We start from the raw sequence: 22,276 nt of genomic DNA, 5'->3' as shown, positions 1-22,276 counted from the left end.
AATATAACGGAATTAAGAATCGATGAGTGATTATAAAGATACCCTGAACTTACCAGAAACAGGGTTCCCAATGCGCGGCAATCTGGCAAATCGTGAGCCAGAAATGCTGAAGCGTTGGTACAAAGAAGATCTTTACGGCGAAATCCGTAAGGCAAAGAAAGGTAAAAAATCTTTCGTACTGCATGATGGCCCTCCATACGCGAACGGCGATATTCACATTGGCCACGCGCTGAATAAGATTCTTAAAGACATTATTATCAAATCTAAGACCCTTTCTGGTTTTGATGCACCGTACATCCCTGGTTGGGACTGTCACGGTCTTCCAATCGAGCTAATGGTTGAGAAGAAGAAAGGTAAGCCTGGTCAGAAGATTTCGGCGGCTGAATTCCGCGAAGAGTGTCGAAAGTACGCTGCGGGTCAAGTTGAAGGTCAGAAAGAGAGCTTCAAACGTCTTGGCATCATGGGCGAGTGGGACAAACCTTATCGCACTATGGATTTTGGCACAGAAGCGAACATCATTCGTTCTCTTGGCAAAATCGCAGACAAAGGTCACCTTCTTAAAGGTTTCAAACCCGTTCACTGGTGTACTGATTGTGGTTCTGCTCTGGCTGAAGCTGAAGTTGAATACAAAGATAAAGTTTCTCCATCTATCGATGTGAAATTTACAGCAGCTGACGAAGCGGCGCTTCTAGAGAAATTTACTCTAGCTGAAGGTCATGCGGGTCAAGGCGAAATTTCTATCGTTATCTGGACAACAACACCATGGACTCTGCCTGCTAACCGCGCAGTATGTCTACGTGATGATCTTGAATACGTGCTTATCCAAGTTGAAGCGAATGGCGACCAGCCTGCTCAACGTATCGTTGTTGCTTCTGAACTAGCAAAAGACGTAATGGATCGTGCAGGTATCGAGCACTTCCACAACCTTGGTTTTGCTACAGGTGCTGATCTTGAGCTTTCTCAGTTCAACCACCCGTTCTACGACTTTACTGTTCCTGCAGTTCTTGGCGATCACGTAACAACAGATTCAGGTACTGGTGTGGTTCACACTGCGCCTGGTCACGGTCAAGAAGATTTCGTGGTTGGTAAAAAGTACAACCTAGAAATCGCTAACCCAGTTGGTTCTAACGGCGTTTACCTGCCAGATACAGAGCTATTTGCTGGTCAGCACGTATTCAAAGCGAACGACTCTGTTTTAGAAGTTCTAAAAGAGAAAGGTGCACTTCTGCATCACCACGCTTACGAGCACAGCTACCCACACTGTTGGAGACACAAAACTCCAATCATCTTCCGCGCAACACCACAATGGTTCATCTCTATGGATCAAGCTGGCCTACGTGCTAAAGCACTAGAGTCAATCAAGAGTGTTGAGTGGTTGCCTGAATGGGGTCAAAGCCGTATCGAAGGCATGGTTGAAGGTCGTCCTGAGTGGTGTATCTCTCGTCAACGTACTTGGGGTGTGCCAATTGCTTTGTTTGTTCATAAAGAAACAGCAGAACTTCACCCAGAAAGCCCAGCGCTTATTGAAAAAGTTGCGAAGCTAGTTGAAGAGAAAGGCATTCAAGCTTGGTGGGATGTAGACGCTGCTGAACTTATGGGCGCAGAAGACGCTGATAAGTACGAAAAAGTAATGGATACGCTAGACGTATGGTTCGACTCAGGTGTTACGCACTTCTCTGTTGTTGATTCTCGTGAAGAGTACAACTTCCCGAACGAAGAGCGCACTCACAGTGCTGATCTTTACCTTGAAGGTTCAGACCAACACCGTGGCTGGTTCCAGTCTTCTCTAATTTCATCTATCGCGATGAAAGACGAAGCACCGTACAAGCAAGTACTAACGCACGGTTTCGTAGTGGATGGTAACGGCCGTAAGATGTCTAAATCTATCGGTAACGTTGTTGCTCCTAAAGACGTAACCAACAAGCTAGGTGCAGATATCCTGCGTCTATGGGTTGCTTCTACAGACTACACGGGTGAAGTTGCGGTTTCTGATGAAATCCTGAAGCGTTCAGCGGATGCTTACCGTCGTATTCGTAACACGGCTCGTTTCTTCCTAGCGAACTTGAACGGTTTCAACCCTGAAACTGACCTAGTTCCTGCTGAAGAGATGGTTGCACTTGATCGCTGGGCTGTTGGCCGTGCTCAAGCTGCACAAGAAGAGATTGTTAAAGCATACGGCGAGTACAACACTCACGGTGTGACTCAGCGTCTAATGCAGTTCTGTTCTATCGAAATGGGTTCTTTCTACCTAGACGTAATTAAAGACCGTCAGTACACAGCGAAGCAGGGCAGTCATGCTCAACGTAGCTGTCAGACTGCGCTTTACTACATCGTAGAAGCTCTAGTTCGTTGGATGGCACCTATCATGTCGTTCACTGCAGATGAAATCTGGAACGAGATGCCTGGTCAACGTGACAAGTTCGTATTCACTGGTGAGTGGTTCGAAGGTCTATTTGGTCTTGCAGAAGGCGAAGAGCTAAGCAACGAATTCTGGACTGAAATTCAGTCTGTTCGTGGCGCAGTGAACAAGCTTCTTGAAGATGCTCGTAAAGAGAAAACGATCGGTGGTGCACTGCAAGCTGAAGTTACTCTATACGCTGACGATGCACTAGCGGCTAAAATCAACAAGCTAGAAGATGAGCTACGTTTCGTACTTATCACCTCTGCAGCTGTTGTTAAGCCACTGAGCGAGAAGTCTGATGCAGCGCAAGCGACAGACGTTGCTGGTCTATTCGTTGAAGTTGCGGCTACTGAAGCTGAGAAGTGTGACCGTTGCTGGCACCACACTCCAGATGTAGGCACTATCGAAGGTCACGAGAAAGTTTGTGGTCGTTGTGTGTCGAACATCGACGGTGAAGGCGAAGTGCGTAAGTTCGCATAACGACTCAGAGAAAGACTGAACTTTTTGTAAAAATCATAGCCCCAGTATCAACTGGGGTTATTTTTAGTTATAGGAAATGTGTTTAACCAAGTTGGTAATCAAGGTCACGTAAGGTGACTAACAATGAATACCAACTTCGTAAATACTAGGAATAGAAATGAGTGAAGTTTCGTTAAAACAATCTGGTGTACGTTGGTTATGGCTGGCTCTATTGGTCTTCTTGGCTGATATCGGCATTAAACTCTTTGTCATGGACAATATGGGTTATGGTTGGGCAAACCGTATTGAGGTGCTGCCATTCTTTAACTTTTTGTACGTGCATAACTACGGTGCAGCGTTTAGCTTCTTGAGTGATCAAAGTGGTTGGCAGCGTTGGTTATTTACGGGTATCGCATTTGCGGTAACAGGTATGCTGACGTACTGGATGAGCAAACTACCAGCAACAGAGAAGTGGAATAACATTGCTTATGCGATCATCATTGGTGGTGCAGTAGGTAATGTGTTTGACCGAGTCGTACATGGCTTTGTTGTCGATTACTTAGACTTCTACTGGGGCACTTACCACTGGCCTGCATTTAACTTAGCGGATATGGGAATCTGTATCGGTGCTGCGATGATCATCTTAGATGGTTTCCGTAAGAAAGACGAAAGCAAATAGCTTGCTTCAAAGTCAGTCTATGACTCACAGAATAGAATAGCCCTAAGCGCTGTCGGTTGATTCCGACGGCGCTTTTTTTTATGCTTCAGTCAACAAGGAAGCAAAGCACAGCGCATCCTCAAATAATAAAGAAGTCTAAGGAAAGTAACGTGGCAGCAATTAAAAATGATTCAGCAGTAACTCTACATTTTACGATTAAAATGAAGGATGGTTCAGTTGCCGATAGTACGGAGAACATGGGCAAACCAGCGAAGTTCGTCATGGGTGATGGCAGCCTAAGTGAGAACTTTGAAGCGTGCTTACTTGGACTTGAAGCCGGCACTGAAAAGTCTATCGAACTGAAGGCGGAAGACGCGTTTGGTATGCCAAACCCAGATCATATTCACTATATGGATCGTGCTAAGTTTGTTGGCGACTCTGAAGTTGAAGTGGGCACTATCATGGCATTTTCAGGTCCTGACGGTATGGAAATTCCAGGTATTATTACTGAGATCGCAGGTGATTCAGTGACGGTTGATTTTAATCACCCACTCGCTGGTCAAGACGTTAGCTTTGACGTCAATATCTTAACGGTAGAATAACTCTCTTAACGTTAGAATAGCTGTCTTCACGCTAGAATAAGATAGCCTTACAGCTGTGATCTCACCCAGAGCTTCACTGTCTAGACGCTTCACTGTAGAATGCGAACCTCGCTGACGGCGAACTCTATAGAAGCAACCTTAGTACCGCGGTAAATGATGAGCAATGAAATGAAAATAATGTTAGCTAACCCTCGTGGCTTTTGTGCCGGTGTCGATCGTGCGATCAGCATCGTAGAGCGTGCACTCGAAATGTATCAGCCACCGATCTATGTTCGCCATGAAGTGGTACACAACCGCTTTGTTGTTGAGGGGCTCAAGCAGCGTGGTGCTATTTTTGTCGAAGAACTGAGTGAGGTGCCAGACGACAACATCGTGATCTTTTCGGCTCACGGTGTTTCTCAAGCGGTTCGTAAAGAAGCGAAAGAGCGTGAGTTAACGGTATTTGATGCGACGTGTCCTTTGGTGACTAAAGTTCATATGGAGGTTGCTCGTGCGAGCCGCAAACATATGGAAGTAGTACTGATTGGCCACGCGGGTCACCCTGAAGTGGAAGGCACTATGGGTCAGTACGCGAGCCAAACTGGTGGTATGTACTTGGTTGAAAGACCAGAGGACGTACAGAATCTAGTGGTGAACGATCCGAGTAACCTGCACTATGTTAGCCAAACTACCTTGTCTGTTGATGAAACGGCAGATGTAATTGAAGAGTTGCGTCGTGTATTCCCTGAGATTCAAGGCCCTCGTAAAGACGACATCTGTTATGCGACTCAAAACCGTCAAGATGCCGTGCGTGAGATGGCGAATGACGTTGATGTAGTGATTGTTGTTGGTTCTAAGAACTCATCGAATTCAACTCGTCTAAAAGAGCTAGCTGAGAAACTAGGCACACCAGGCTACCTAACTGACTGTCCTGAAGACATTCAAACCGAGTGGGTTGAAGGGAAAAAGAAAATCGGTGTAACAGCCGGTGCTTCTGCTCCTGAAGAGCTGGTAAACCAAATTCTAGATCGTATTCGTGAGCTAGGTGCGACTGACGTTGAAGAGATTCAAGGTCGTGAAGAGAACATGTTCTTTGAAGTACCAAAAGAGCTACAGATTAAGCAAGTCGACTAATCTCTATTGATTGGTGACAAGATCGATGCGTAACACTATCGATTTGCAAACACTATTGATTTGTAAACAGCAGAAAGCCAACGTTGATACGTTGGCTTTTTTGATCGTGCTTTGGAACTAGGCGTCGAACTTCTAACGCGTTATTGGAGACCGAGTTGCTCTTTTAAAGTCTTTAAGTAGCGTCGACTGACAGGCACTTCAAAGCCAGTCAGGGTAATGATCTCCGCTAATCCATTCTCTAGCAGTTTGATCTCTTGGATCGATTTTATGTTGATCAAATATTGGCGATGACAGCGGATCAAATCGGTTTTTTCTTCCAAGATCTTTAGTGTTAACTGTGAGGTTGCTGTTTGTGATGAGCTACGAACATGCACGCCACTGATATCAGAATAGGCGCATTCAACCGTTTGGCTTGCCATGATCACAATGCGGTTATGACCAATACACGGAATCTGCTCTAAGTGGCAGGGAGCAATCGCAGAGATGTCTTGTGCTGGCGCTTTCTGATTCTGCTTGATGACCTTATTCAGACGGCAAACACTCTTGTTTAATCGACAAGGTTCGACGGGTTTGAGTAGGTAGTCAAAGGCATTGTCTTCAAAGGCTTGAATCGCATATTGATCGTAGGCGGTCACAAACACCACATAAGGCATGGTTTCCGGGTCAAGCATGCTCAGCAATTCAATCCCAGTAACCTGAGGCATTTGAATGTCCAAATACACCACGTCAGGCTTGAGAAGGTTGATTTGCTTTAGCCCTTCAATTGCATTACTCGCTTGGCCAATGACTTCCACTTCTCCGGTTTCGGTCAGCAGCTCAATCAGCTCTTCGCGAGCAAAAAGCTCATCATCGATAACTAGTGCCTTTAACATCCTACAATCTTCATCTTGGTTCTATCCCTGCTTGGTTCACGCTTATCTTTTAAATGTCTGCTTCTAAATGTTTCAACTCGGAGCGATCCGTCTCCGAAAATACCATTATTTGAGTATAGGTATGATAAAACTCATTCGAGTAAATTGCTGTGGTTGAGATTCTATTTTTAGTGCTGAATCTTGTCCAAAGAAATTAGTGAGTCGTTTATCAACAATTTCCATCCCTAATCCTACATGATCTTGAGATGGCTTCTGATAATTACCTGCATTGTCTTCAACGGTTAACTTGAACCCACCCTCGAAAGCCTCGCTAGAGATCTTTACTTTACCGCCTTCCAACATATTAGATATCCCATGTTTGATGGCGTTTTCTACCAGCGGTTGCAGGGTAAAGCTCGGCAATTGAGATTCATATAACTGCGGGTCGATATCCCATTCCACTTCTAGTCGATCGGTAAAGCGTGCTTTCTCTATGGTCAGGTAAGCGTTGACGTGTGCCAGTTCGTCTTTGAGCTTCACGGTGTTGATGTTCTGCTTTAGGTTGCTTCTAAAGAAGTGAGACAGGTGTTGAATCAACTCTCGAGCTTTATCTGGGTCACGACGTGTTACTGCGCTGATAGTATTAAGCGCATTGAACAAGAAGTGCGGGTTCACTTGAGCGTGCAGCAGTTTGATTTCTGCTTGTGTCAGTAGCGTTTGCTGCTGCTGGTAGTTGCTAAATAGGATCTGGCTCGATAATAGTTGAGCGATACCTTCACCCATCGACATATTGATAGTTGAGAATAGTTTCAGCTTTGGCTCATAGAGCTTGATAGTGCCGACCACTTCGTTACCCGCGCGCAATGGAATAATCAACGCAGAACCCAATTTACAATCCTGCGACAAGGAGCATTGGTATGGGTTCTCTTTGCCATCAAGGTAGATGATGTCGTTCTGTTCCATCGAAGTGAGCGTGCTTTGCGATGAAATCGGGGTGTTCGGAATATGGTGTTCATCACCAATACCAACGAACGCGAGGATTTTCTCTCGGTCGGTAATCGCTACCGCCCCTACGTTGGTCTCTTCATAAACGATACGTACGATTTTTTGTGCGTTATCGGAATTGAACCCACCATGCAAAATACCCACCGAACGTTCGGCAATGGTCAGTGCGCGGCGTGAGAAGGTAGCCGAGTACTTTTCGAAGATGGTTTTTCTGTCTTGGATGATGCTCATGAACAGTGCTGCACCGACCGAGTTAGCGATGATCATTGGCGCCGCAATATCGGAGACCAGAGCATAGGATTGTTCGAAGGGTTTTGCGACCGCCAGCAGAATCAGCATCTGAATGATCTCTGCAAACAGGGTTACCGAGAAAACCACTAACGGATTAAACAGTTGGCTGGCTTTGTTCTTTCTCACGAGATAAACGTGTAACAGGCCGCCAATCAAGCCTTCTGCTGTGGTTGAAATCGCACAAGCCAAGTCTGTGAAGCCGCCTAATGAGTAACGGTGAATTCCACCAGTAAAGCCGACGGCAAAGCCAACGACAGGGCCGCCAAACAGACCTCCCATTACCGCACCCATCGCACGCGTGTTGGCGATGGCATCATTGATCTGCAGTCCGAAATAGGTACCCATAATGCAGAACAGGGAAAACAGAACGTAGCAGCTGATCTTATGGCTTAAGCGAGATGAGATGCTCAACAAAGGGAGAATCAGTGGGGTTTTACTCAGCATGTAAGCAATCACTAAGTAGACGCAGGTTTGTTGCAGCAGAGAGAGAATGAGTTCCATATTTTCACCTATTGAGACGCTTGTTAAGTGTAAAGCTCATTGCTTGGTAACGGTAGCTTTGCTTGTGTTTTCGTAGGTTATATTCGCTTCCCAGAGTCGAAAGCACTAACGCCTGAAAACACTAAAGCCCATCACAGTGGACGGGCTTTAGTCTTAGATTCCACGAATCACTGAGTGATTACGGGAGCAAGCGAAGTTGTGTTTGGCTGTTCTTTTGTCTCTTTCTCTGAAGATTGGTCTCTTGTTCCCAAGAGCCTTAAAGAACTAGGCGGTTTTGGTGACGCCTTTTGCTTCTTTTTCTTCTTCATCAGCAAGGTCGATATCACCTTTGCCTTTTGAAATCTTGATAACGTAAGCCGCAATACCAAGTGCACTCACCACACCAATGATGGTCGAGATTTGCATTGGTAGACCGAAGCCTAGTTGGCTGTTGTTCAGGATGAATGTGATACATACAGATGTCATGAACACAGCTGGAACCGTAGTTACCCAGTGCAGTTTATTGTGACGAAGTAGGTAAGCCGAAGCTGTCCATAACATCATTACAGCTGTTGATTGGTTAGCAAAACCGAAGTAGCGCCAGATGATACCGAAATCAACTTGAGTCAGGATGCCACCGATAACGAACAGTGGCAGAGCCATCAGTAGGCGGTTACGCAGTGTTTTCTGTTCCATGTTGAAGTATTCAGCAAGGATAAGACGGCTTGAACGGAATGCTGTGTCACCAGAAGTGATTGGTAGGATAACCACGCCAAGGAAAGCAAGGATACCGCCGAATACACCCAGTAGACCAAATGAAGCGCTGTATACCACGTTACCTGGGCCGCCGTTTGCAATTGCGTCTGATAGAGACTCAACTGAACCGAAGAATGAAAGAGCAAGTGCACACCAGATTAGAGCGATGATGCCTTCACCAATCATTGCACCATAGAATACGAAGCGACCGTTCTTCTCGTTTTCCATACAACGCGCCATCAGTGGTGACTGAGTTGCGTGGAAGCCAGAGATTGCACCACAAGCGATAGTGATGAATAGAGCAGGCCAAAGTGGTAGGTCATTCGGGTTCATGTTGGTGAACATGTCTTTTATCTCGAAGCCACCCATGATTTGGTGCTCGTCAGATAGACCAATCGCAGTGATTAGGCCAACAGACATGAAGATAAGTAGTGCACCGAACAGTGGGTAGAAACGACCAATGATTTTATCGACAGGGACAATCGTTGCGATGATGTAGTAAGCAAAGATGATAACAACCATGGTTGTTGCAGACATCGCGAAATCAGTTTGGTCGTTCACTAGGTTAGTGATCATGCCTGCAGGAGCAGAAACAAATACCACACCAACTAGAAGCAGTAGAACAATGGCAAAGATGTTCATAAAGTGTTTTGCGCCATTGCCTAGGTAACGTCCAGTGATGGTTGGAACCGAAGCACCACCATTACGGATAGATAACATACCTGAGAAGTAATCGTGTACTGCACCTGCGAAGATACAACCTAGCACGATCCAAAGCATCGCTGCTGGGCCGTAAAGGGCACCCATGATAGGTCCGAAGATTGGACCGACACCTGCAATGTTAAGCAGTTGAACTAGGTAAACCTTTGGTGTCGACATTGGAACGTAGTCCACGCCATCTTGCTTAGTGTGAGCGGGTGTTTGACGCTTTTCATTGATACCGAAAATCTTCTCGATAAAGGCACCGTAAATAAAGTAGCCACCAATGAGTGCTGCAACACAGGTAAGAAACCACATCATAATTTGTTATCCCTGAATGTATTAATTAAGTCAGGGTGTATATTAAAGAAGAGTATGAAAAGAAACTTCCGCTATGAGAGTGAGTGGTCGAATAGTCAATTAAGTGGTGTTATAACTGATTTAGTGGTTTGTTCACTGTGCTGAGTGGCCGATATTTCTATCGAGAGGCCTATTAGCTCTATAGAGAGGTTGTTTGAGTTGGCTTAACGGCGACTATTGATTCTGAGTGGTCGGAATGAACCTAAAGTGGCGAACATTAGACAATAAGTGGACATCGATAGGCGTTCAGCGGAGAATCACCACAAAGGCAGCGCTTCGTCAGAAAGTGGTGAAGTAACAATATAAAGGATTGAAATGAAAAAAATAATCGTACTATTCGCCGTGGCATTTAGCCTTGCAGGATGCAGCGCCAATGTTCAAGATTTAGCAGCTGAAGGCAATTGGCAAGAGATTGGCTATCGTGATGGTATCAAAGGCCACACTCAGCGTTCGTATTCAGAGATGACTGAGCTTGGCGCAGTCGATCAAGCGAGTTACACAGAAGGTTATCACCTAGGTGTGACTGAATATTGTAATCCGAACCATGCTTATCAGATTGGTTTATCTGGTCAGGTGTATGAAGGCGTGTGTTCTGGTACGGAAGACGCTCAACGTTTCCGTATGGAATGGCAACGCGGCTGGGACGAGTTCTCAAACGACTATTAAGCCCAAGCTAGCCATAAAAAATTAAAACTAAAAAAAAGACCAGTACCGCGTGTGTGCTGGTCTTTTTGTATGTCGTTGAAGTAGCTGTCTAAATGAGAAGCTACAAGCCAAATTAAGATTACTGATTATTCTCGACGGCTTTTCTCAAGAAGCCATTTTGCTTATCAAGCTGAGCCTTGGCTAACTCTAAATCTAGCCCTGTTAGAATCATCAAAATAGATAACTTCACATCGTAATCAGTCGCTTTAAGTGTCGACACCGCCAGTGCTTTATCGCACTCCGTTGCTTGGATAACGATACGAGCGGCGCGGGCAACCAACTTTTCATTGGTCGCTTTTACGTCGACCATAAGGTTTTGGTAGCTCTTACCAATGCGAATCATGCTGGCAGTGGTCAGCATATTAAGCACCAGCTTTTGTGCTGTACCTGATTTGAGTCGTGTTGAACCAGTCAATGCTTCTGGGCCAACCACCGGGCTAATTGCGATTTGAGCGATTTCAGCAATTGGAGAGTCAGGGTTACAAGATAATGCAACCGTTACTGCGCCAAGCTGATTGGCATAGTTGAGTGCACCAATCACGTAAGGTGTGCGACCGCTCGCAGCAATACCTACCACGACATCATTTTCTGAAAACTGAATCGCTTTCAGATCTTCAATGCCGAGAGTTAGCGAGTCTTCTGCACCTTCTTTGGCTTTTAAAATCGCCTCTGGTCCGCCTGCAATTAAGCCGATAACCATTTTGTCCGAAACACCGAAAGTCGGTGGGCATTCTGAGGCGTCTAACACACCTAATCGACCACTGGTGCCTGCGCCCATATAAATCAGTCGACCACCGTTTTGAAAGGCATGAGCAATTTTATCGACCGCTTTCGCGATCTGTGGCAGTTCCGCTTCAATCGCCAGTGGGACTTGTTTGTCTTGTTGGTTAATCTTTTCAACCACTTCGAGAGAGGTGAGCAGATCAATATCCATAGTGTCAGGGTTTCTCCCCTCCGAAACGAGGTGCGAGAGCGCTGATATGAGAGCGTCGTTACTCATAATGATCCTTAAATGGTGATTCTAAAATGATGGTTCTAAAGTTGTTTAGTCAGCTCGATAGAGAACGCCTAGAGAGGCCGCTCTGCTTGCGCCAGTCACTTCTGGTAAATTGCTTGGCAGTTTATGAACATGACGCTGAGCAAGCCACGCAAAGGCCATTGCTTCCATGTAATCGGCATCCACGCCTTTACTGGTGGTTGAGTCAACCTCCCAACTTGGAAGCAATTCAGACAGTCTCTTCATCAACAATGGGTTTCTTGTACCACCGCCACACACATACAGTGCAGGCTGGTTACCCAAGCGATAAGTCTCCACTTCATTGGCTATCGTCAATGCGGTGTATTCACAAAGCGTGCGCTGAACATCTTCTACTGCAAGATCTTTAAATTCTGTTAATTGTTGCTCTAGCCAAGGTAGGTTGAATAGTTCTCTACCAGTACTTTTCGGTGGCATTTGAGATAGATAAGACTCATTTAACAACTGTTCGAGTAAAGCTTGATTGAGTTGACCTTTAAGCGCAAATTGCGCATCACGGTCAAACTTCTCACCCGTGTGTTTATCAACCCAAGCGTCCATCAACATATTGCCCGGACCAGTATCATAACCAAGTGTTGGCTGATTTGGGCGCAGCACTGAAATATTCGAGATACCACCAATATTCAACACTACAACTGAGCTGTCTTGCGGCTGGAAAATTGTATGGTGGAAGGCAGGGACTAATGGCGCACCTTGTCCGCCTAATGCCATGTCTTTACGCCTGAAATCGGCAACCGTTTGAATCTGTGTTTTAGCGGTAATGATGTTGGCATCACCCAACTGCATGGTAAATGGAGATTCGCCGCTTGGCTGGTGGAATACCGTTTGACCATGATTACCAATCGCAGTCACAGAAGATGCAGGTGTACCTGACTTTTCGAGAAGTTGCAGAACCGCATCAGCAAACAGGTGGCCAAGCTGGTGGTCGAGTTCGCCAATGGAAATCAAATCGGTTTTTTGACCAATACAAACTTCAAGCAAACGCGCTTTTAGGTCGTCAGGCATTGGGAACTCATCATGAGCTAGCAATGTGATGCGCGTATCTTCAATCGACACTAAGGCAGTATCAACACCGTCCATGCTCGTCCCTGACATCACACCGATATACAGTTCTTTATGATCCATTTCTAAGCTCTTGCACTGCATTCTTAAAGTCTTCCACAGATTGGTTTAAAAACATTGTAAAGCAAATTTAAAGAGAATAATCTCGGGAAGTTTATGAAATTAGGTTTAATAAGGGATAAATATGGGACCGTTGTGGGTTGATGTTGCAGGCTACGAGCTGACCGCTGAAGACAGAGAGATTTTAGAGCACCCAACTGTTGGTGGTCTCATCTTATTTGCTCGAAACTACCACGATAGCAAACAGTTATCGGCGTTAAACAAAGAAATTCGCAAGGTAGCGAAACGTCCTATTTTGATTGGTGTCGATCAAGAAGGTGGCCGAGTTCAGCGCTTCCGCGATGGCTTTTCAATTATCCCAGCTGCTCAAGAATTCGCGACTAAGAATAATGGCGAACAGTTAGCAGAACAAGCGGGTTGGTTGATGGCGGCAGAATTGATTGCCCATGATATCGATCTGAGCTTTGCGCCAGTATTAGACAAAGGCCACGAGTGTAAAGCGATTGGTAGCCGAGCGTTTGGTGAAGATATTGATACCATTGTTCGTCATAGCAGCGCTTTCATCAAAGGCATGAAGTCGGTTGGCATGGCGACGACAGGCAAGCACTTCCCTGGACATGGTGGCGTGATTGCTGACTCACACTTAGAGACGCCATATGACCCTAGAGACGACATCTTCGAAACCGATATGGCAATCTTCAAGGCGCAAATTGAAGCTGGAATATTGGATGCCATGATGCCAGCTCACGTGGTTTTCTCTCACTATGATGATCAACCTGCGAGTGGTTCACAGTATTGGCTACAGAAAGTATTGAAGCAGCAGCTTGGGTTTAAAGGCTTGGTATTCTCTGACGATTTAACGATGGAAGGCGCTGCCATTATGGGTGGACCAGCCGACAGAGCGAAAGCGGCCTTGAATGCAGGTTGTGACATGGTGTTGATGTGTAATAAACGAGATGCACAAATTGAAGCTCTGGATAACTTAGCGATTCAAGAGGTGCCTTTAGCCAACTCATTGCTTAAAAAACACAGCTTTGATTTGTCGACACTTCACTCGGATGCTAGGTGGAAAGAGACCTCAGAGACGATTAAGCGAATGCTAGGCAGTGAGTGATAAATAAACACATAATAATTTTAGATAAGGCGATATGATAAATATCGCCTTTTTTGTATGTGTGATCCATGGTTTAAACCTATTTATCTCTTAGAGTGAACTAAATTCAATGTGTAATATAAAATTTACAGTAATGTTTTTTATTGTTTACACTTGCAATCGTTTTTTTAGCTGTTATTGTGTTTTTAAAGATTGTTAGCCCAAATGGAAATGTTGGGTGTAAAAATAAATATACAGGTTGAGTTATGCAGAAAAGTGAATTAAGCAATGTCAATATCATCGACGAACAGGTACTGATTACTCCTGAGGAGTTAAAAGCAAAACTGCCTTTGAGTGATAATGCTCGTCGTTTCATTCAAGAGTCTCGTCAAACTATCGCAAACATCATTCATAAGAAAGATCATCGCATGCTTGTTGTATGTGGCCCATGTTCTATCCATGACATTGAAGCTGCGAAAGAGTACGCGAAACGCCTTAAAGCCTTATCTGAGCAACTTAGCGATCAACTGTATATTGTTATGCGTGTTTACTTTGAGAAACCTCGTACCACTGTAGGTTGGAAAGGTTTGATCAATGACCCGCATCTAGACGGCACTTTCGATATTGAGCATGGTCTGCATGTGGGTCGTGAGCTACTTGTTGAACTCGCTGAGATGGAAATTCCATTGGCGACTGAAGCATTAGATCCAATCAGCCCGCAATACCTAGCAGATACCTTCAGCTGGGCGGCAATTGGCGCACGTACGACTGAATCTCAAACTCACCGTGAGATGGCAAGTGGTCTTTCAATGCCAATCGGTTTTAAAAACGGTACCGATGGCAACCTAGGCACTGCAATCAATGCAATGCAGGCGGCTTCTTCTAGCCACCGTTTCATGGGTATCAGCCGCGAAGGTCAAGTTGCACTACTAACAACGCAAGGTAACCCAAATGGTCACGTGATTTTACGTGGCGGTAAGCAGACGAACTACGATTCAGTATCGGTACACGAATGTGAGCAAGAGCTGGGTAAATCTGGCTTAGAGGCCGCGCTAATGGTCGACTGTAGCCACGCGAACTCTCGTAAAGATTTCCGTCGCCAACCTTTAGTTGCAGAAGATGTGATTCACCAAATTCGTGAAGGCAACAAGTCGATTATCGGCCTGATGATTGAAAGCCATATTAACGAAGGAAATCAATCTTCGGATATACCTCTCAATGAGATGAAATACGGCGTTTCTATTACCGACGCGTGTATCAATTGGGATTCAACTGAGGCACTATTAAAACATGCACATACGGAATTAGTCCCGTTCTTAGAGAACCGCTTGAAAGGTTAGTCAGAGTTTAAATTTAAGTGCCTCATCTAATGGGGCATTTTAAGATCTGTTGCTAGCGAACCTACGTGATTGTGGGATGATAGATTGGCACGGGCTTATAGATTAGTAAGGAATAAAATGGCCGTTGAACTGAACGAATTACGCGACCAAATCGATGCTGTCGATAAACAAATGTTGGATTTACTGGCTCAACGCCTTGCTCTAGTAGAGAAAGTAGGCGAAGTAAAAAGTGAACATGGTTTACCTATTTATGTACCAGAACGTGAAGCTGCGATGCTGGCATCTCGTCGTCAAGAAGCCGAGAAAATAGGGGTTCCACCACAGTTAATCGAAGATATTTTGCGTCGTACTATGCGTGAGTCTTATGCCAGTGAGAAAGATTCTGGCTTTAAGTGTCTTAACCCAGAGTTACGTTCAGTGGTGATCGTTGGTGGCAATGGTCAACTTGGTGGCTTGTTTGGTCGTATGTTCAAACTGTCTGGCTACGAAGTGAAAGTCCTTGGCAGCCAAGATTGGGATACAGCCGATGAAATCTTGGATAATGCAGGACTTGTGGTTGTGACTGTTCCAATTCACTTAACCGAAGGTGTGATTGCGAAGCTAGGTAATCTACCAAGTGATTGTATTCTATGTGATTTGACGTCAATTAAATCTAAACCGCTGCAAGCAATGATGAACATGCACCAAGGCCCAGTGGTTGGATTGCACCCAATGTTTGGTCCTGATGTTCCAAGCCTTGCTAAGCAGGTGATTGTTTACAGTGATGGTCGTGGTTCTGAGAGCTACCAATGGCTACTGAATCAATTTGGTATTTGGGGCGCGAGCCTTTGCCAGATGGATGCAGCTGAACACGATCACGGCATGACCTTGATTCAAGCACTTCGTCACTTCACCTCTTTTGCTTACGGCTTACACCTGAGTAAAGAGAACCCGAATATTGATCAGCTTCTGAAGCTAAGCTCACCAATCTACCGACTTGAGATTGCGATGGTTGGTCGTCTATTTGCTCAAGACCCGAACTTGTACGGTGATATCATTCTGTCTTCGGATGAGAATATAGAGATGATTCGACGCTTCCATAGCTGTTTCGGAGAAGCGTTAGAAATCCTAGATGGCAAAGATAAGGCTAAGTTTGTTGAGAGCTTCAACCAAGTGAGTGATTGGTTTGGTGACTACTCACAACAATTTTTACAAGAGAGCCAAAGCCTGTTAAAACAAGCACATGACTCGATTCATCGCGGTTAATAGTGTGGTTTGAAAAATAAAAAAGAGCGACCATTTGGTCGCTCTTTTTGTTTGTGTTGAATGCCGATATTGCATCTGGCCTATAGTAGGCGAAATGCATTTGGATCATTATGGGCCAAACGAACAAACCTAGTTAGTCACGATAGGCTCTTTGTTATTCTCGTTCGATACTCGGTTATCATCGCTGGATACTGTGTCGATAGTTGAACTGATGTAAGGCACGTTAGTTAGGTTGATCTGCAAGCGAACCACGTTATCAATCAGCTGAACGAGTGGGCCCCATTTCACCTTTTTCTCTTTCTCAAACACGTAATTGAAGTTTTCTGGTGTCCAATCCATCAAGTATTGAGGGTTCAATGAGCGACCAAGGAAGCGTACTTCATAATGCAGATGTGGCCCAGTTGAGTTACCTGAGTTACCACAGCTCGCAATCACATCACCTTTACTGACAAACTGACCGCTACGTACCTTGAACTTCTGTAGGTGCGCATAAGAACTCATGAAACCAAACGAGTGACGCATAGTAATAAAGTTGCCGAAGCCTTTTTTACTTGGGCGTACCGTTTCAATGACTCCATCTGCGGGCGCGACAATATCTTCACCACGCTTACACGTTAGATCGATACCAGTATGTACATGGCGTTTCCCTGAAATAGGGTTAGTGCGGCTACCATAAGAAGAAGATATACGTTGATAAGCCATCGGACTGTCGTTTGGAATCAAGCGGAACATTGTGGCTCTTACTGCTGAATCGACTGCAGCCGCATCAATGCGATCTTCTAAAGAAATATCATCGGTAAGCAGATCTTCATCAGCAAGACCCAGTACTGATTCCACATCGAATACACGCTTACCAAGTAGCTGAATCGTGCCTTCTTTCTCGGTCAGTGTTTGCGATAGCGAATGGTTGGTTTCTACTTGCTCAGCATAAAGAAATTCTGTTTGTTCTTTTTCAACAATCAGTGTTTCAATCAACTGTTGGGCATCACCCGCTTGCAGTGCGAGTTCTTGTTTACTCTCGAAGTGCATGTACGCCGCTCCGCCAATCAATAGCGGTACTGAAAAAATGGCAGTAGTGCAAATGAGCACGGCTTTACGGCCGAAGTAAAACGTCTGTTCCCCCTGACTAGAGGGAATAGTAATGGACACTTTTTTAGACATGGTTCTGTATTAACTAAATGCTTCTAATAGAAAAAGGGTAATGGAGATATTATTCCTTACCTAAGTCGGTAAGGTGTTCAATCTCTCTATAAAGCAGGTCATCGTCACCAACATTAAGCTCAACAAGGCGCTTAAGGTGGCTGATACTATCAATATCTAAATGCTCTATGCGTAAACGCATTGAGGTATTGATGGTAGAGACTATCGTTGCTTCTAACTGAATATTGATATCACTGTTTTCGAGTTTAAAGCTCACTTGAACAGGGACATCATGGCTAAGTTGTTTTGATTCATTGCATTGAATGAGTAAACCATGGAGTGATAAGTCTTGCACTGAGCCTGATACCTTTACTTGTCCTTGTGAGATCTCAGTCGGGACTTGATAAATAACTCGTGAAAATTGACGTCTTTCAACCATAAGTAATCTCTCTATATCGATGCATTACACGTAAGCCAGATATATCAAAGGCCGCTATTATCGCGGCCTTTGTTCAAAATACAAGCTTATTTACTTAGCTATACGCTTGTACTTGATACGGTGCGGCTCTGCCGCTTGTGCGCCTAGAGTCTGCTTAAGCCACTCAGTGTACTCAGTATAGTTACCTTCGTAGAAGTTAACTTGACCTTCATCACGGTAGTCTAAGATATGGGTCGCAATACGGTCAAGGAACCAACGGTCATGCGAGATAACCATTGCACAGCCCGGGAATTCAAGCAGTGCTTCTTCAAGAGCACGTAGCGTTTCAACGTCAAGGTCGTTGGTAGGCTCATCGAGTAGCAGTACGTTACCGCCCGCTTTTAGCAGTTTCGCTAAGTGAACACGGTTACGTTCACCACCAGAAAGCTCACCGATGATCTTCTGTTGGTCGTTGCCTTTAAAGTTGAAACGAGAACAGTAAGCACGCGCAGGGATTTCGAAGTTGTTGATCTTAATGATATCAGCGCCTTCAGAGATCTCTTGGAATACTGTCTTAGTGTCGTCCATGCTGTCACGGAACTGATCAACAGAAGCAAGCTTAACGGTTTCGCCTAGTTCAACTGTACCTGAATCTGGCTGTTCTGCACCGCTTAGCATCTTGAATAGTGTTGATTTACCTGCACCGTTGGCACCAACGATACCGACGATTGCACCCTTAGGCATGCTGAACGATAAGTCGTCGATAAGAACGCGATCACCAAACGATTTAGTTAGGTTGTTCACTTCAAGAACTTTGTCACCTAGACGCTCACCTGGCGGGATAAACAGTTCGTTAGTTTCGTTACGCTTCTGGTATTGGCCAGTTGTCAATTCTTCAAAACGAGCCATACGAGCTTTAGACTTAGCTTGACGGCCTTTAGGGTTTTGACGAACCCATTCAAGTTCTTTCTCGATTGTCTTTTGACGTGCGCTTTCGCCCGCTTTTTCTTGCTTAAGACGCTCGTCTTTTTGCTCTAGCCAAGACGTGTAGTTACCTTCCCATGGGATACCTTCACCACGGTCAAGTTCTAGAATCCAGCCAGCTGCGTTGTCTAGGAAGTAACGGTCGTGGGTAATCGCCACAACAGTACCACTGTAATCAACAAGGAAGTGCTCAAGCCATGCTACTGATTCTGCATCCAAGTGGTTGGTTGGTTCATCAAGAAGCAGCATGTCTGGCTTTTCAAGAAGTAGACGACAGATAGCAACACGACGACGCTCACCACCTGATAGGAATTCAATTTTCGCATCCCACTCAGGAAGACGAAGTGCATCAGCAGCACGCTCTAGAGCAGTCTCTAAGTTGTGACCGTCTTTTGCTTGAATCAGAGCTTCTAGTTCGCCTTGCTCTTTTGCCAGTGCATCGAAGTCTGCATCTGGTTCTGCGTAAGCTGCGTAAACCGCATCAATACGCTTAAGTGCGTCAGCAACGTCAGAAACCGCTTCTTCTACGATTTCACGAACAGTTTTTGATTCGTCTAGCACAGGCTCTTGTGGTAGATAACCTACTTTAAGGCCTTGTTGTGCACGTGCTTCACCATCAATATCAGTATCAATACCAGCCATGATACGTAGTAGGGTAGATTTACCTGAACCATTTAGACCCAAAACACCGATTTTAGCGCCAGGAAAAAAGCTAAGAGAAATGTCTTTAAGAATTTGACGCTTAGGTGGAACAGTTTTGCTCACCCGAGACATGGTATATACGTATTCAGCCATTGCCGATCGATCCTAATTATTGTTCAAAATTGTCTGCTATTTTATACCAATATCCTCAAAGATGTTACTCCTAGGGCAGAAAAGCCACTCTTGAACTAATCCTTACCTATTATTGTCACATTGGTCATTAAAACTATATTTAATGGGCTTCTGAGGCGAAGTGTTAAATATTAATAATATTTACACTCAAATCCTTTACATTTGATGTGATGTCGGGCGTAAATAGACTTCACGTATTCATACACGCACTAAGGAAAGAGCGAATGTTTTTCCGCATTGGTAATACGAAAATTGCTGTGGCTGCATCGGCAATTTTGTCTTCGGTTTCACTGGCTCCGGTCGCTATGGCTAGCAATGCATCCGAGCTTGAAATGCAGCGTGACGTTTATGACAAAGCGCAAGAGGTTTTAGACAGCCGTGATCTAAAAGCTTACTCCGCGCTGCGTAACAAAATTCAAACATACCCTTTAACACCTTACACCGATTATCGGGCCTTTCTGATTGGCTTAGGTGATCGCACACCTGCTGAGGTCGATGCTTTCATTGAAGAGAACAAGGCATTGCCTTTCTCCAATCGAATGCGCGCACCTTATTTGGACTCATTGGCTTCTCAAAAACAGTGGAAGACGATCCTTGAGTTTCAAACCAAAGAGCCTGTCGGTGAAAAATACCAATGTATTTATTATCGAGCGCATTACGAGCAAGGTAACCAAGAGCTTGCCTTTAAAGGAGCTAAACAACTTTGGTTGAGTGGTAGTGGTGTTGATGACGCTTGTGACCCTTTATTTAAAAGCTGGGATCAAGCTGGGCTAAGAACTGATGAGCTGATTCTGGATAGAATGCTGCTAGCGTTCGAGGGCCGTAACGGTAAGTTAATGAGCTATCTGATTAAGCAATTGGATCATGATGAGTCAATTGCTCAAGCGAAGCAGATGAAGGCGTTGTACAACAAGCCTGAAAATGTACTCGCGTTTGCTAAAAAACATCCAGCGAATGAATTCTACCAAGCTCAAACCGAGTTTGCTTTCGAGAAGCTAGCAAGGAAATCATCAAGCAGTGCTCAAAAGGTGTTTGATGATGTCATCAAGGCTCAGAAGTTTTCGAAAGAGAAATCTCAAGAGCTCGCTGATTACCTAACGTTTCGTCTGATCAACACCGACTCTGAAGAGTTAATGGTGTGGCGCGACAAAATGCTCGCGAGTTCATCAAAGCAAGTTCTGCTGGAACGACGTGCTCGCTTAGCAATTCAACATGCCGATTGGACGGGTTTGAAAGAGTGGATAGCGCGCTTGGATGATAAACATCAGGCTTCGCTTCGTTGGCAATATTGGCAGGGCAGAGCTGAAATCGCGACGGGCGATACTGACAAAGGCAATAAGCGACTGTCAGATATCTTGGGTCAGCGTAATTTCTACAGTGTGGCTGCGGCTAAGCAGTTAGGTAAGCCAGTTCAATATCCAACATCGACACTTAAATACAATGCTGAAACAGTGAAGCCATTCGACACCTCTTTGGTGCGTATTGGTGAACTGATTGACCGAGACAAAATTGCGGCAGCGAAAAGTGAATGGCGCTGGTTACTGACCAATGCAGATAAAGAGCAAAAAGAGATGCTTGCCGCTTACGCTGCGACACAGCGTTGGAATCACTTTACCGTAACAGCGAGTATCTCTGCGAAGATGTGGGATAACATTGCGCTGCGCTTCCCTGTTGCTCATAAGTGGTGGTTTAACTTCTACGCTGAAAAGCACGATCTCGATCCAATCACTTTGATGTCTTTAGCAAGACAAGAGAGTGCGATGGATTCAGAAGCTCGCTCTCCAGTTGGCGCGCGTGGCATTATGCAAATTATGCCCAAGACGGCGCAATACACAGCGAACAAACATAAGATTAAGTATCAGGGCAGCGATGATCTTTATGATGTCGGCAAAAACATTGAGATTGGCAGTCACTACTTAGATGGTTTACTCGCTCAATATGATGACAACCGTATCTTTGCGTTTGCGGCTTATAATGCTGGACCTAGCCGTGTGAAACAGTGGCGTTCACGCAGCGATGAAAAGCTCGATGCCTTTGCATTTATCGAAATGATCCCATTCAAAGAGACACGTGGCTACGTTCAGAATATCTTGATGTTTGAGACCTACTATCGAGATATCTTGGGTGAGAAAGGGACGTTTTTAGCGCCCCATGAGGCAAAAACGAAATACTAAGCCTTCGGCATTTGGCCCGAAACTGAGTAAGAATAAAGGCAGTGAGTGCTAACCATTTCCACTTACTGCCTTTTTACATTGGATCGCATCAAGTGTTTCGGTATAAAGTGTTAAACGCTTTCAATCGTTAAGCGACTCTTTAAAGTCAGAATTTAAAAGTAAGTGTAGAGATATGGCATCACAACCTGAATATGATAATTGGCAACAACTGATGGACTTGGTAAAGACGGCTGTCGAAAAAGATCAGCACGAGCTGTTGTTGACTATGATGATGACACCAGACGAGCGAGATGCTCTGGTTGCTCGAATTAATATCTTCTGTGAGCTGATGAAAGGCGATATGTCTCAACGACAGGTGAGTCAAATGCTGGGCGTAGGCGTAGCGACGATAACCAGAGGCTCAAATGAGCTAAAGGCCAAATCTGAGCAAGAGAAAGTCGTGATCGCCGACCTATTGCTAAAGTAATAATGGAATTAAGCTATCACGCGATAGTATGAATACGAATTCGA

Annotated in this window: 18 protein-coding genes; 10 read left to right on the top strand and 8 right to left on the bottom strand. The window is 44.9% G+C overall.

Going from position 1 to position 22,276, the window contains the following annotated elements; all coding sequences use genetic code 11:
- The first annotated feature begins 22 nt into the window (after window positions 1-22).
- From ileS to ispH, 4 genes are all read left to right on the top strand, one after another.
- Window positions 23-2,881 (top strand): isoleucine--tRNA ligase, encoded by a 2,859-nt coding sequence (gene ileS, locus AB4512_RS02055; protein ID WP_102398325.1) that lies wholly within the window; start codon window positions 23-25, stop codon window positions 2,879-2,881.
- Between the two features lie 157 nt (window positions 2,882-3,038).
- The gene (gene lspA / locus AB4512_RS02050) at window positions 3,039-3,539 is read left to right on the top strand and encodes a signal peptidase II (RefSeq protein WP_004739521.1); all 501 of its coding nucleotides are present in this window, start codon (window positions 3,039-3,041) and stop codon (window positions 3,537-3,539) included.
- A gap of 149 nt (window positions 3,540-3,688) precedes the next feature.
- Window positions 3,689-4,120 (top strand): FKBP-type peptidyl-prolyl cis-trans isomerase, encoded by a 432-nt coding sequence (gene fkpB / locus AB4512_RS02045; protein WP_017059345.1) that lies wholly within the window; start codon window positions 3,689-3,691, stop codon window positions 4,118-4,120.
- A 156-nt stretch (window positions 4,121-4,276) separates the two neighbouring features.
- On the top strand, window positions 4,277-5,233 hold the full coding sequence (ispH, locus tag AB4512_RS02040; protein ID WP_029235087.1) for a 4-hydroxy-3-methylbut-2-enyl diphosphate reductase: 957 nt from the start codon (window positions 4,277-4,279) through the stop codon (window positions 5,231-5,233).
- A 140-nt stretch (window positions 5,234-5,373) separates the two neighbouring features.
- Here ispH and btsR read toward each other — a convergent pair whose 3' ends face one another.
- From btsR to AB4512_RS02025, 3 genes are all read right to left on the bottom strand, one after another.
- On the bottom strand, window positions 5,374-6,105 hold the full coding sequence (btsR, locus tag AB4512_RS02035) for a two-component system response regulator BtsR (protein WP_055319044.1): 732 nt from the start codon (window positions 6,103-6,105) through the stop codon (window positions 5,374-5,376).
- A 105-nt stretch (window positions 6,106-6,210) separates the two neighbouring features.
- Window positions 6,211-7,881: a sensor histidine kinase gene (locus AB4512_RS02030; protein ID WP_017080271.1), complete on the bottom strand. Its 1,671-nt coding sequence runs from the start codon at window positions 7,879-7,881 to the stop codon at window positions 6,211-6,213.
- A gap of 264 nt (window positions 7,882-8,145) precedes the next feature.
- A complete protein-coding gene (locus AB4512_RS02025) occupies window positions 8,146-9,636 on the bottom strand; it encodes a carbon starvation protein A (RefSeq protein WP_372174248.1) in 1,491 nt (496 codons plus the stop codon).
- Window positions 9,637-9,990: 354 nt separating this feature from the next.
- Here AB4512_RS02025 and AB4512_RS02020 point away from each other — a divergent pair, with 354 nt between their 5' ends.
- A complete protein-coding gene (locus AB4512_RS02020) occupies window positions 9,991-10,341 on the top strand; it encodes a DUF2799 domain-containing protein (RefSeq protein WP_017059350.1) in 351 nt (116 codons plus the stop codon).
- Between the two features lie 118 nt (window positions 10,342-10,459).
- Here the strand turns inward: AB4512_RS02020 and murQ are convergent, their stop codons facing one another.
- A complete protein-coding gene (gene murQ, locus AB4512_RS02015) occupies window positions 10,460-11,380 on the bottom strand; it encodes an N-acetylmuramic acid 6-phosphate etherase (RefSeq protein ID WP_050651903.1) in 921 nt (306 codons plus the stop codon).
- A gap of 45 nt (window positions 11,381-11,425) precedes the next feature.
- The gene (locus tag AB4512_RS02010) at window positions 11,426-12,541 is read right to left on the bottom strand and encodes an anhydro-N-acetylmuramic acid kinase (RefSeq protein WP_372174246.1); all 1,116 of its coding nucleotides are present in this window, start codon (window positions 12,539-12,541) and stop codon (window positions 11,426-11,428) included.
- 121 nt (window positions 12,542-12,662) lie between these two features.
- Here AB4512_RS02010 and nagZ point away from each other — a divergent pair, with 121 nt between their 5' ends.
- The 3 genes from nagZ (at window position 12,663) to tyrA (ending at window position 16,216) form a co-directional block, all read left to right on the top strand.
- Window positions 12,663-13,652, top strand: coding sequence for a beta-N-acetylhexosaminidase (gene nagZ, locus AB4512_RS02005; RefSeq protein WP_372174244.1), 990 nt, complete (start codon window positions 12,663-12,665; stop codon window positions 13,650-13,652).
- Between the two features lie 245 nt (window positions 13,653-13,897).
- The gene (locus tag AB4512_RS02000) at window positions 13,898-14,971 is read left to right on the top strand and encodes a 3-deoxy-7-phosphoheptulonate synthase (protein ID WP_017059354.1); all 1,074 of its coding nucleotides are present in this window, start codon (window positions 13,898-13,900) and stop codon (window positions 14,969-14,971) included.
- 117 nt (window positions 14,972-15,088) lie between these two features.
- Window positions 15,089-16,216 (top strand): bifunctional chorismate mutase/prephenate dehydrogenase, encoded by a 1,128-nt coding sequence (tyrA, locus tag AB4512_RS01995; RefSeq protein WP_017062859.1) that lies wholly within the window; start codon window positions 15,089-15,091, stop codon window positions 16,214-16,216.
- Between the two features lie 129 nt (window positions 16,217-16,345).
- Here the strand turns inward: tyrA and AB4512_RS01990 are convergent, their stop codons facing one another.
- The 3 genes from AB4512_RS01990 to ettA all read right to left on the bottom strand — a co-directional run bounded on the left by AB4512_RS01990 (window position 16,346) and on the right by ettA (window position 19,553).
- Window positions 16,346-17,377 (bottom strand): M23 family metallopeptidase, encoded by a 1,032-nt coding sequence (locus tag AB4512_RS01990; RefSeq protein ID WP_372102423.1) that lies wholly within the window; start codon window positions 17,375-17,377, stop codon window positions 16,346-16,348.
- A gap of 49 nt (window positions 17,378-17,426) precedes the next feature.
- Window positions 17,427-17,795, bottom strand: a complete 369-nt coding sequence (locus AB4512_RS01985; protein ID WP_017059356.1) for a PilZ domain-containing protein — start codon at window positions 17,793-17,795, stop codon at window positions 17,427-17,429.
- A 90-nt stretch (window positions 17,796-17,885) separates the two neighbouring features.
- Window positions 17,886-19,553, bottom strand: a complete 1,668-nt coding sequence (gene ettA / locus AB4512_RS01980) for an energy-dependent translational throttle protein EttA (protein ID WP_017056147.1) — start codon at window positions 19,551-19,553, stop codon at window positions 17,886-17,888.
- A 263-nt stretch (window positions 19,554-19,816) separates the two neighbouring features.
- On the opposite strand from ettA, the gene sltY reads away from it, so the two are divergent.
- Both sltY and trpR read left to right on the top strand, forming a co-directional pair.
- Complete coding sequence (gene sltY / locus AB4512_RS01975) at window positions 19,817-21,766, top strand: murein transglycosylase (RefSeq protein WP_102321444.1); 1,950 nt, start codon at window positions 19,817-19,819, stop codon at window positions 21,764-21,766.
- A gap of 172 nt (window positions 21,767-21,938) precedes the next feature.
- Complete coding sequence (gene trpR / locus AB4512_RS01970) at window positions 21,939-22,232, top strand: trp operon repressor (protein ID WP_017059358.1); 294 nt, start codon at window positions 21,939-21,941, stop codon at window positions 22,230-22,232.
- Window positions 22,233-22,276: the final 44 nt, after the last annotated feature.

The organism is Vibrio sp. 10N.222.52.B7, from assembly GCF_041474275.1.
In the GTDB taxonomy this organism is placed as follows: domain Bacteria; phylum Pseudomonadota; class Gammaproteobacteria; order Enterobacterales; family Vibrionaceae; genus Vibrio; species Vibrio crassostreae_C.
The sequence above is the reverse complement of the archived record's forward strand: the minus strand, read 5'-3'. Positions and strand labels throughout refer to the sequence as shown.

What these genes read in the sequence shown, in the direction of transcription:
- ileS (WP_102398325.1), top strand. Translation starts at nt 23, where the DNA reads ATGAGTGATTATAAAGATACCCTGAACTTACCAGAAACAGGGTTCCCA.
- lspA (WP_004739521.1), top strand. Translation starts at nt 3,039, where the DNA reads ATGAGTGAAGTTTCGTTAAAACAATCTGGTGTACGTTGGTTATGGCTG.
- ispH (WP_029235087.1), top strand. Translation starts at nt 4,277, where the DNA reads ATGAGCAATGAAATGAAAATAATGTTAGCTAACCCTCGTGGCTTTTGT.
- btsR (WP_055319044.1), bottom strand. Translation starts at nt 6,105, where the DNA reads ATGTTAAAGGCACTAGTTATCGATGATGAGCTTTTTGCTCGCGAAGAG.
- AB4512_RS02030 (WP_017080271.1), bottom strand. Translation starts at nt 7,881, where the DNA reads ATGGAACTCATTCTCTCTCTGCTGCAACAAACCTGCGTCTACTTAGTG.
- AB4512_RS02025 (WP_372174248.1), bottom strand. Translation starts at nt 9,636, where the DNA reads ATGATGTGGTTTCTTACCTGTGTTGCAGCACTCATTGGTGGCTACTTT.
- AB4512_RS02020 (WP_017059350.1), top strand. Translation starts at nt 9,991, where the DNA reads ATGAAAAAAATAATCGTACTATTCGCCGTGGCATTTAGCCTTGCAGGA.
- murQ (WP_050651903.1), bottom strand. Translation starts at nt 11,380, where the DNA reads ATGAGTAACGACGCTCTCATATCAGCGCTCTCGCACCTCGTTTCGGAG.
- AB4512_RS02010 (WP_372174246.1), bottom strand. Translation starts at nt 12,541, where the DNA reads ATGGATCATAAAGAACTGTATATCGGTGTGATGTCAGGGACGAGCATG.
- nagZ (WP_372174244.1), top strand. Translation starts at nt 12,663, where the DNA reads ATGGGACCGTTGTGGGTTGATGTTGCAGGCTACGAGCTGACCGCTGAA.
- AB4512_RS02000 (WP_017059354.1), top strand. Translation starts at nt 13,898, where the DNA reads ATGCAGAAAAGTGAATTAAGCAATGTCAATATCATCGACGAACAGGTA.
- tyrA (WP_017062859.1), top strand. Translation starts at nt 15,089, where the DNA reads ATGGCCGTTGAACTGAACGAATTACGCGACCAAATCGATGCTGTCGAT.
- AB4512_RS01990 (WP_372102423.1), bottom strand. Translation starts at nt 17,377, where the DNA reads ATGTCTAAAAAAGTGTCCATTACTATTCCCTCTAGTCAGGGGGAACAG.
- AB4512_RS01985 (WP_017059356.1), bottom strand. Translation starts at nt 17,795, where the DNA reads ATGGTTGAAAGACGTCAATTTTCACGAGTTATTTATCAAGTCCCGACT.
- ettA (WP_017056147.1), bottom strand. Translation starts at nt 19,553, where the DNA reads ATGGCTGAATACGTATATACCATGTCTCGGGTGAGCAAAACTGTTCCA.
- sltY (WP_102321444.1), top strand. Translation starts at nt 19,817, where the DNA reads ATGTTTTTCCGCATTGGTAATACGAAAATTGCTGTGGCTGCATCGGCA.
- trpR (WP_017059358.1), top strand. Translation starts at nt 21,939, where the DNA reads ATGGCATCACAACCTGAATATGATAATTGGCAACAACTGATGGACTTG.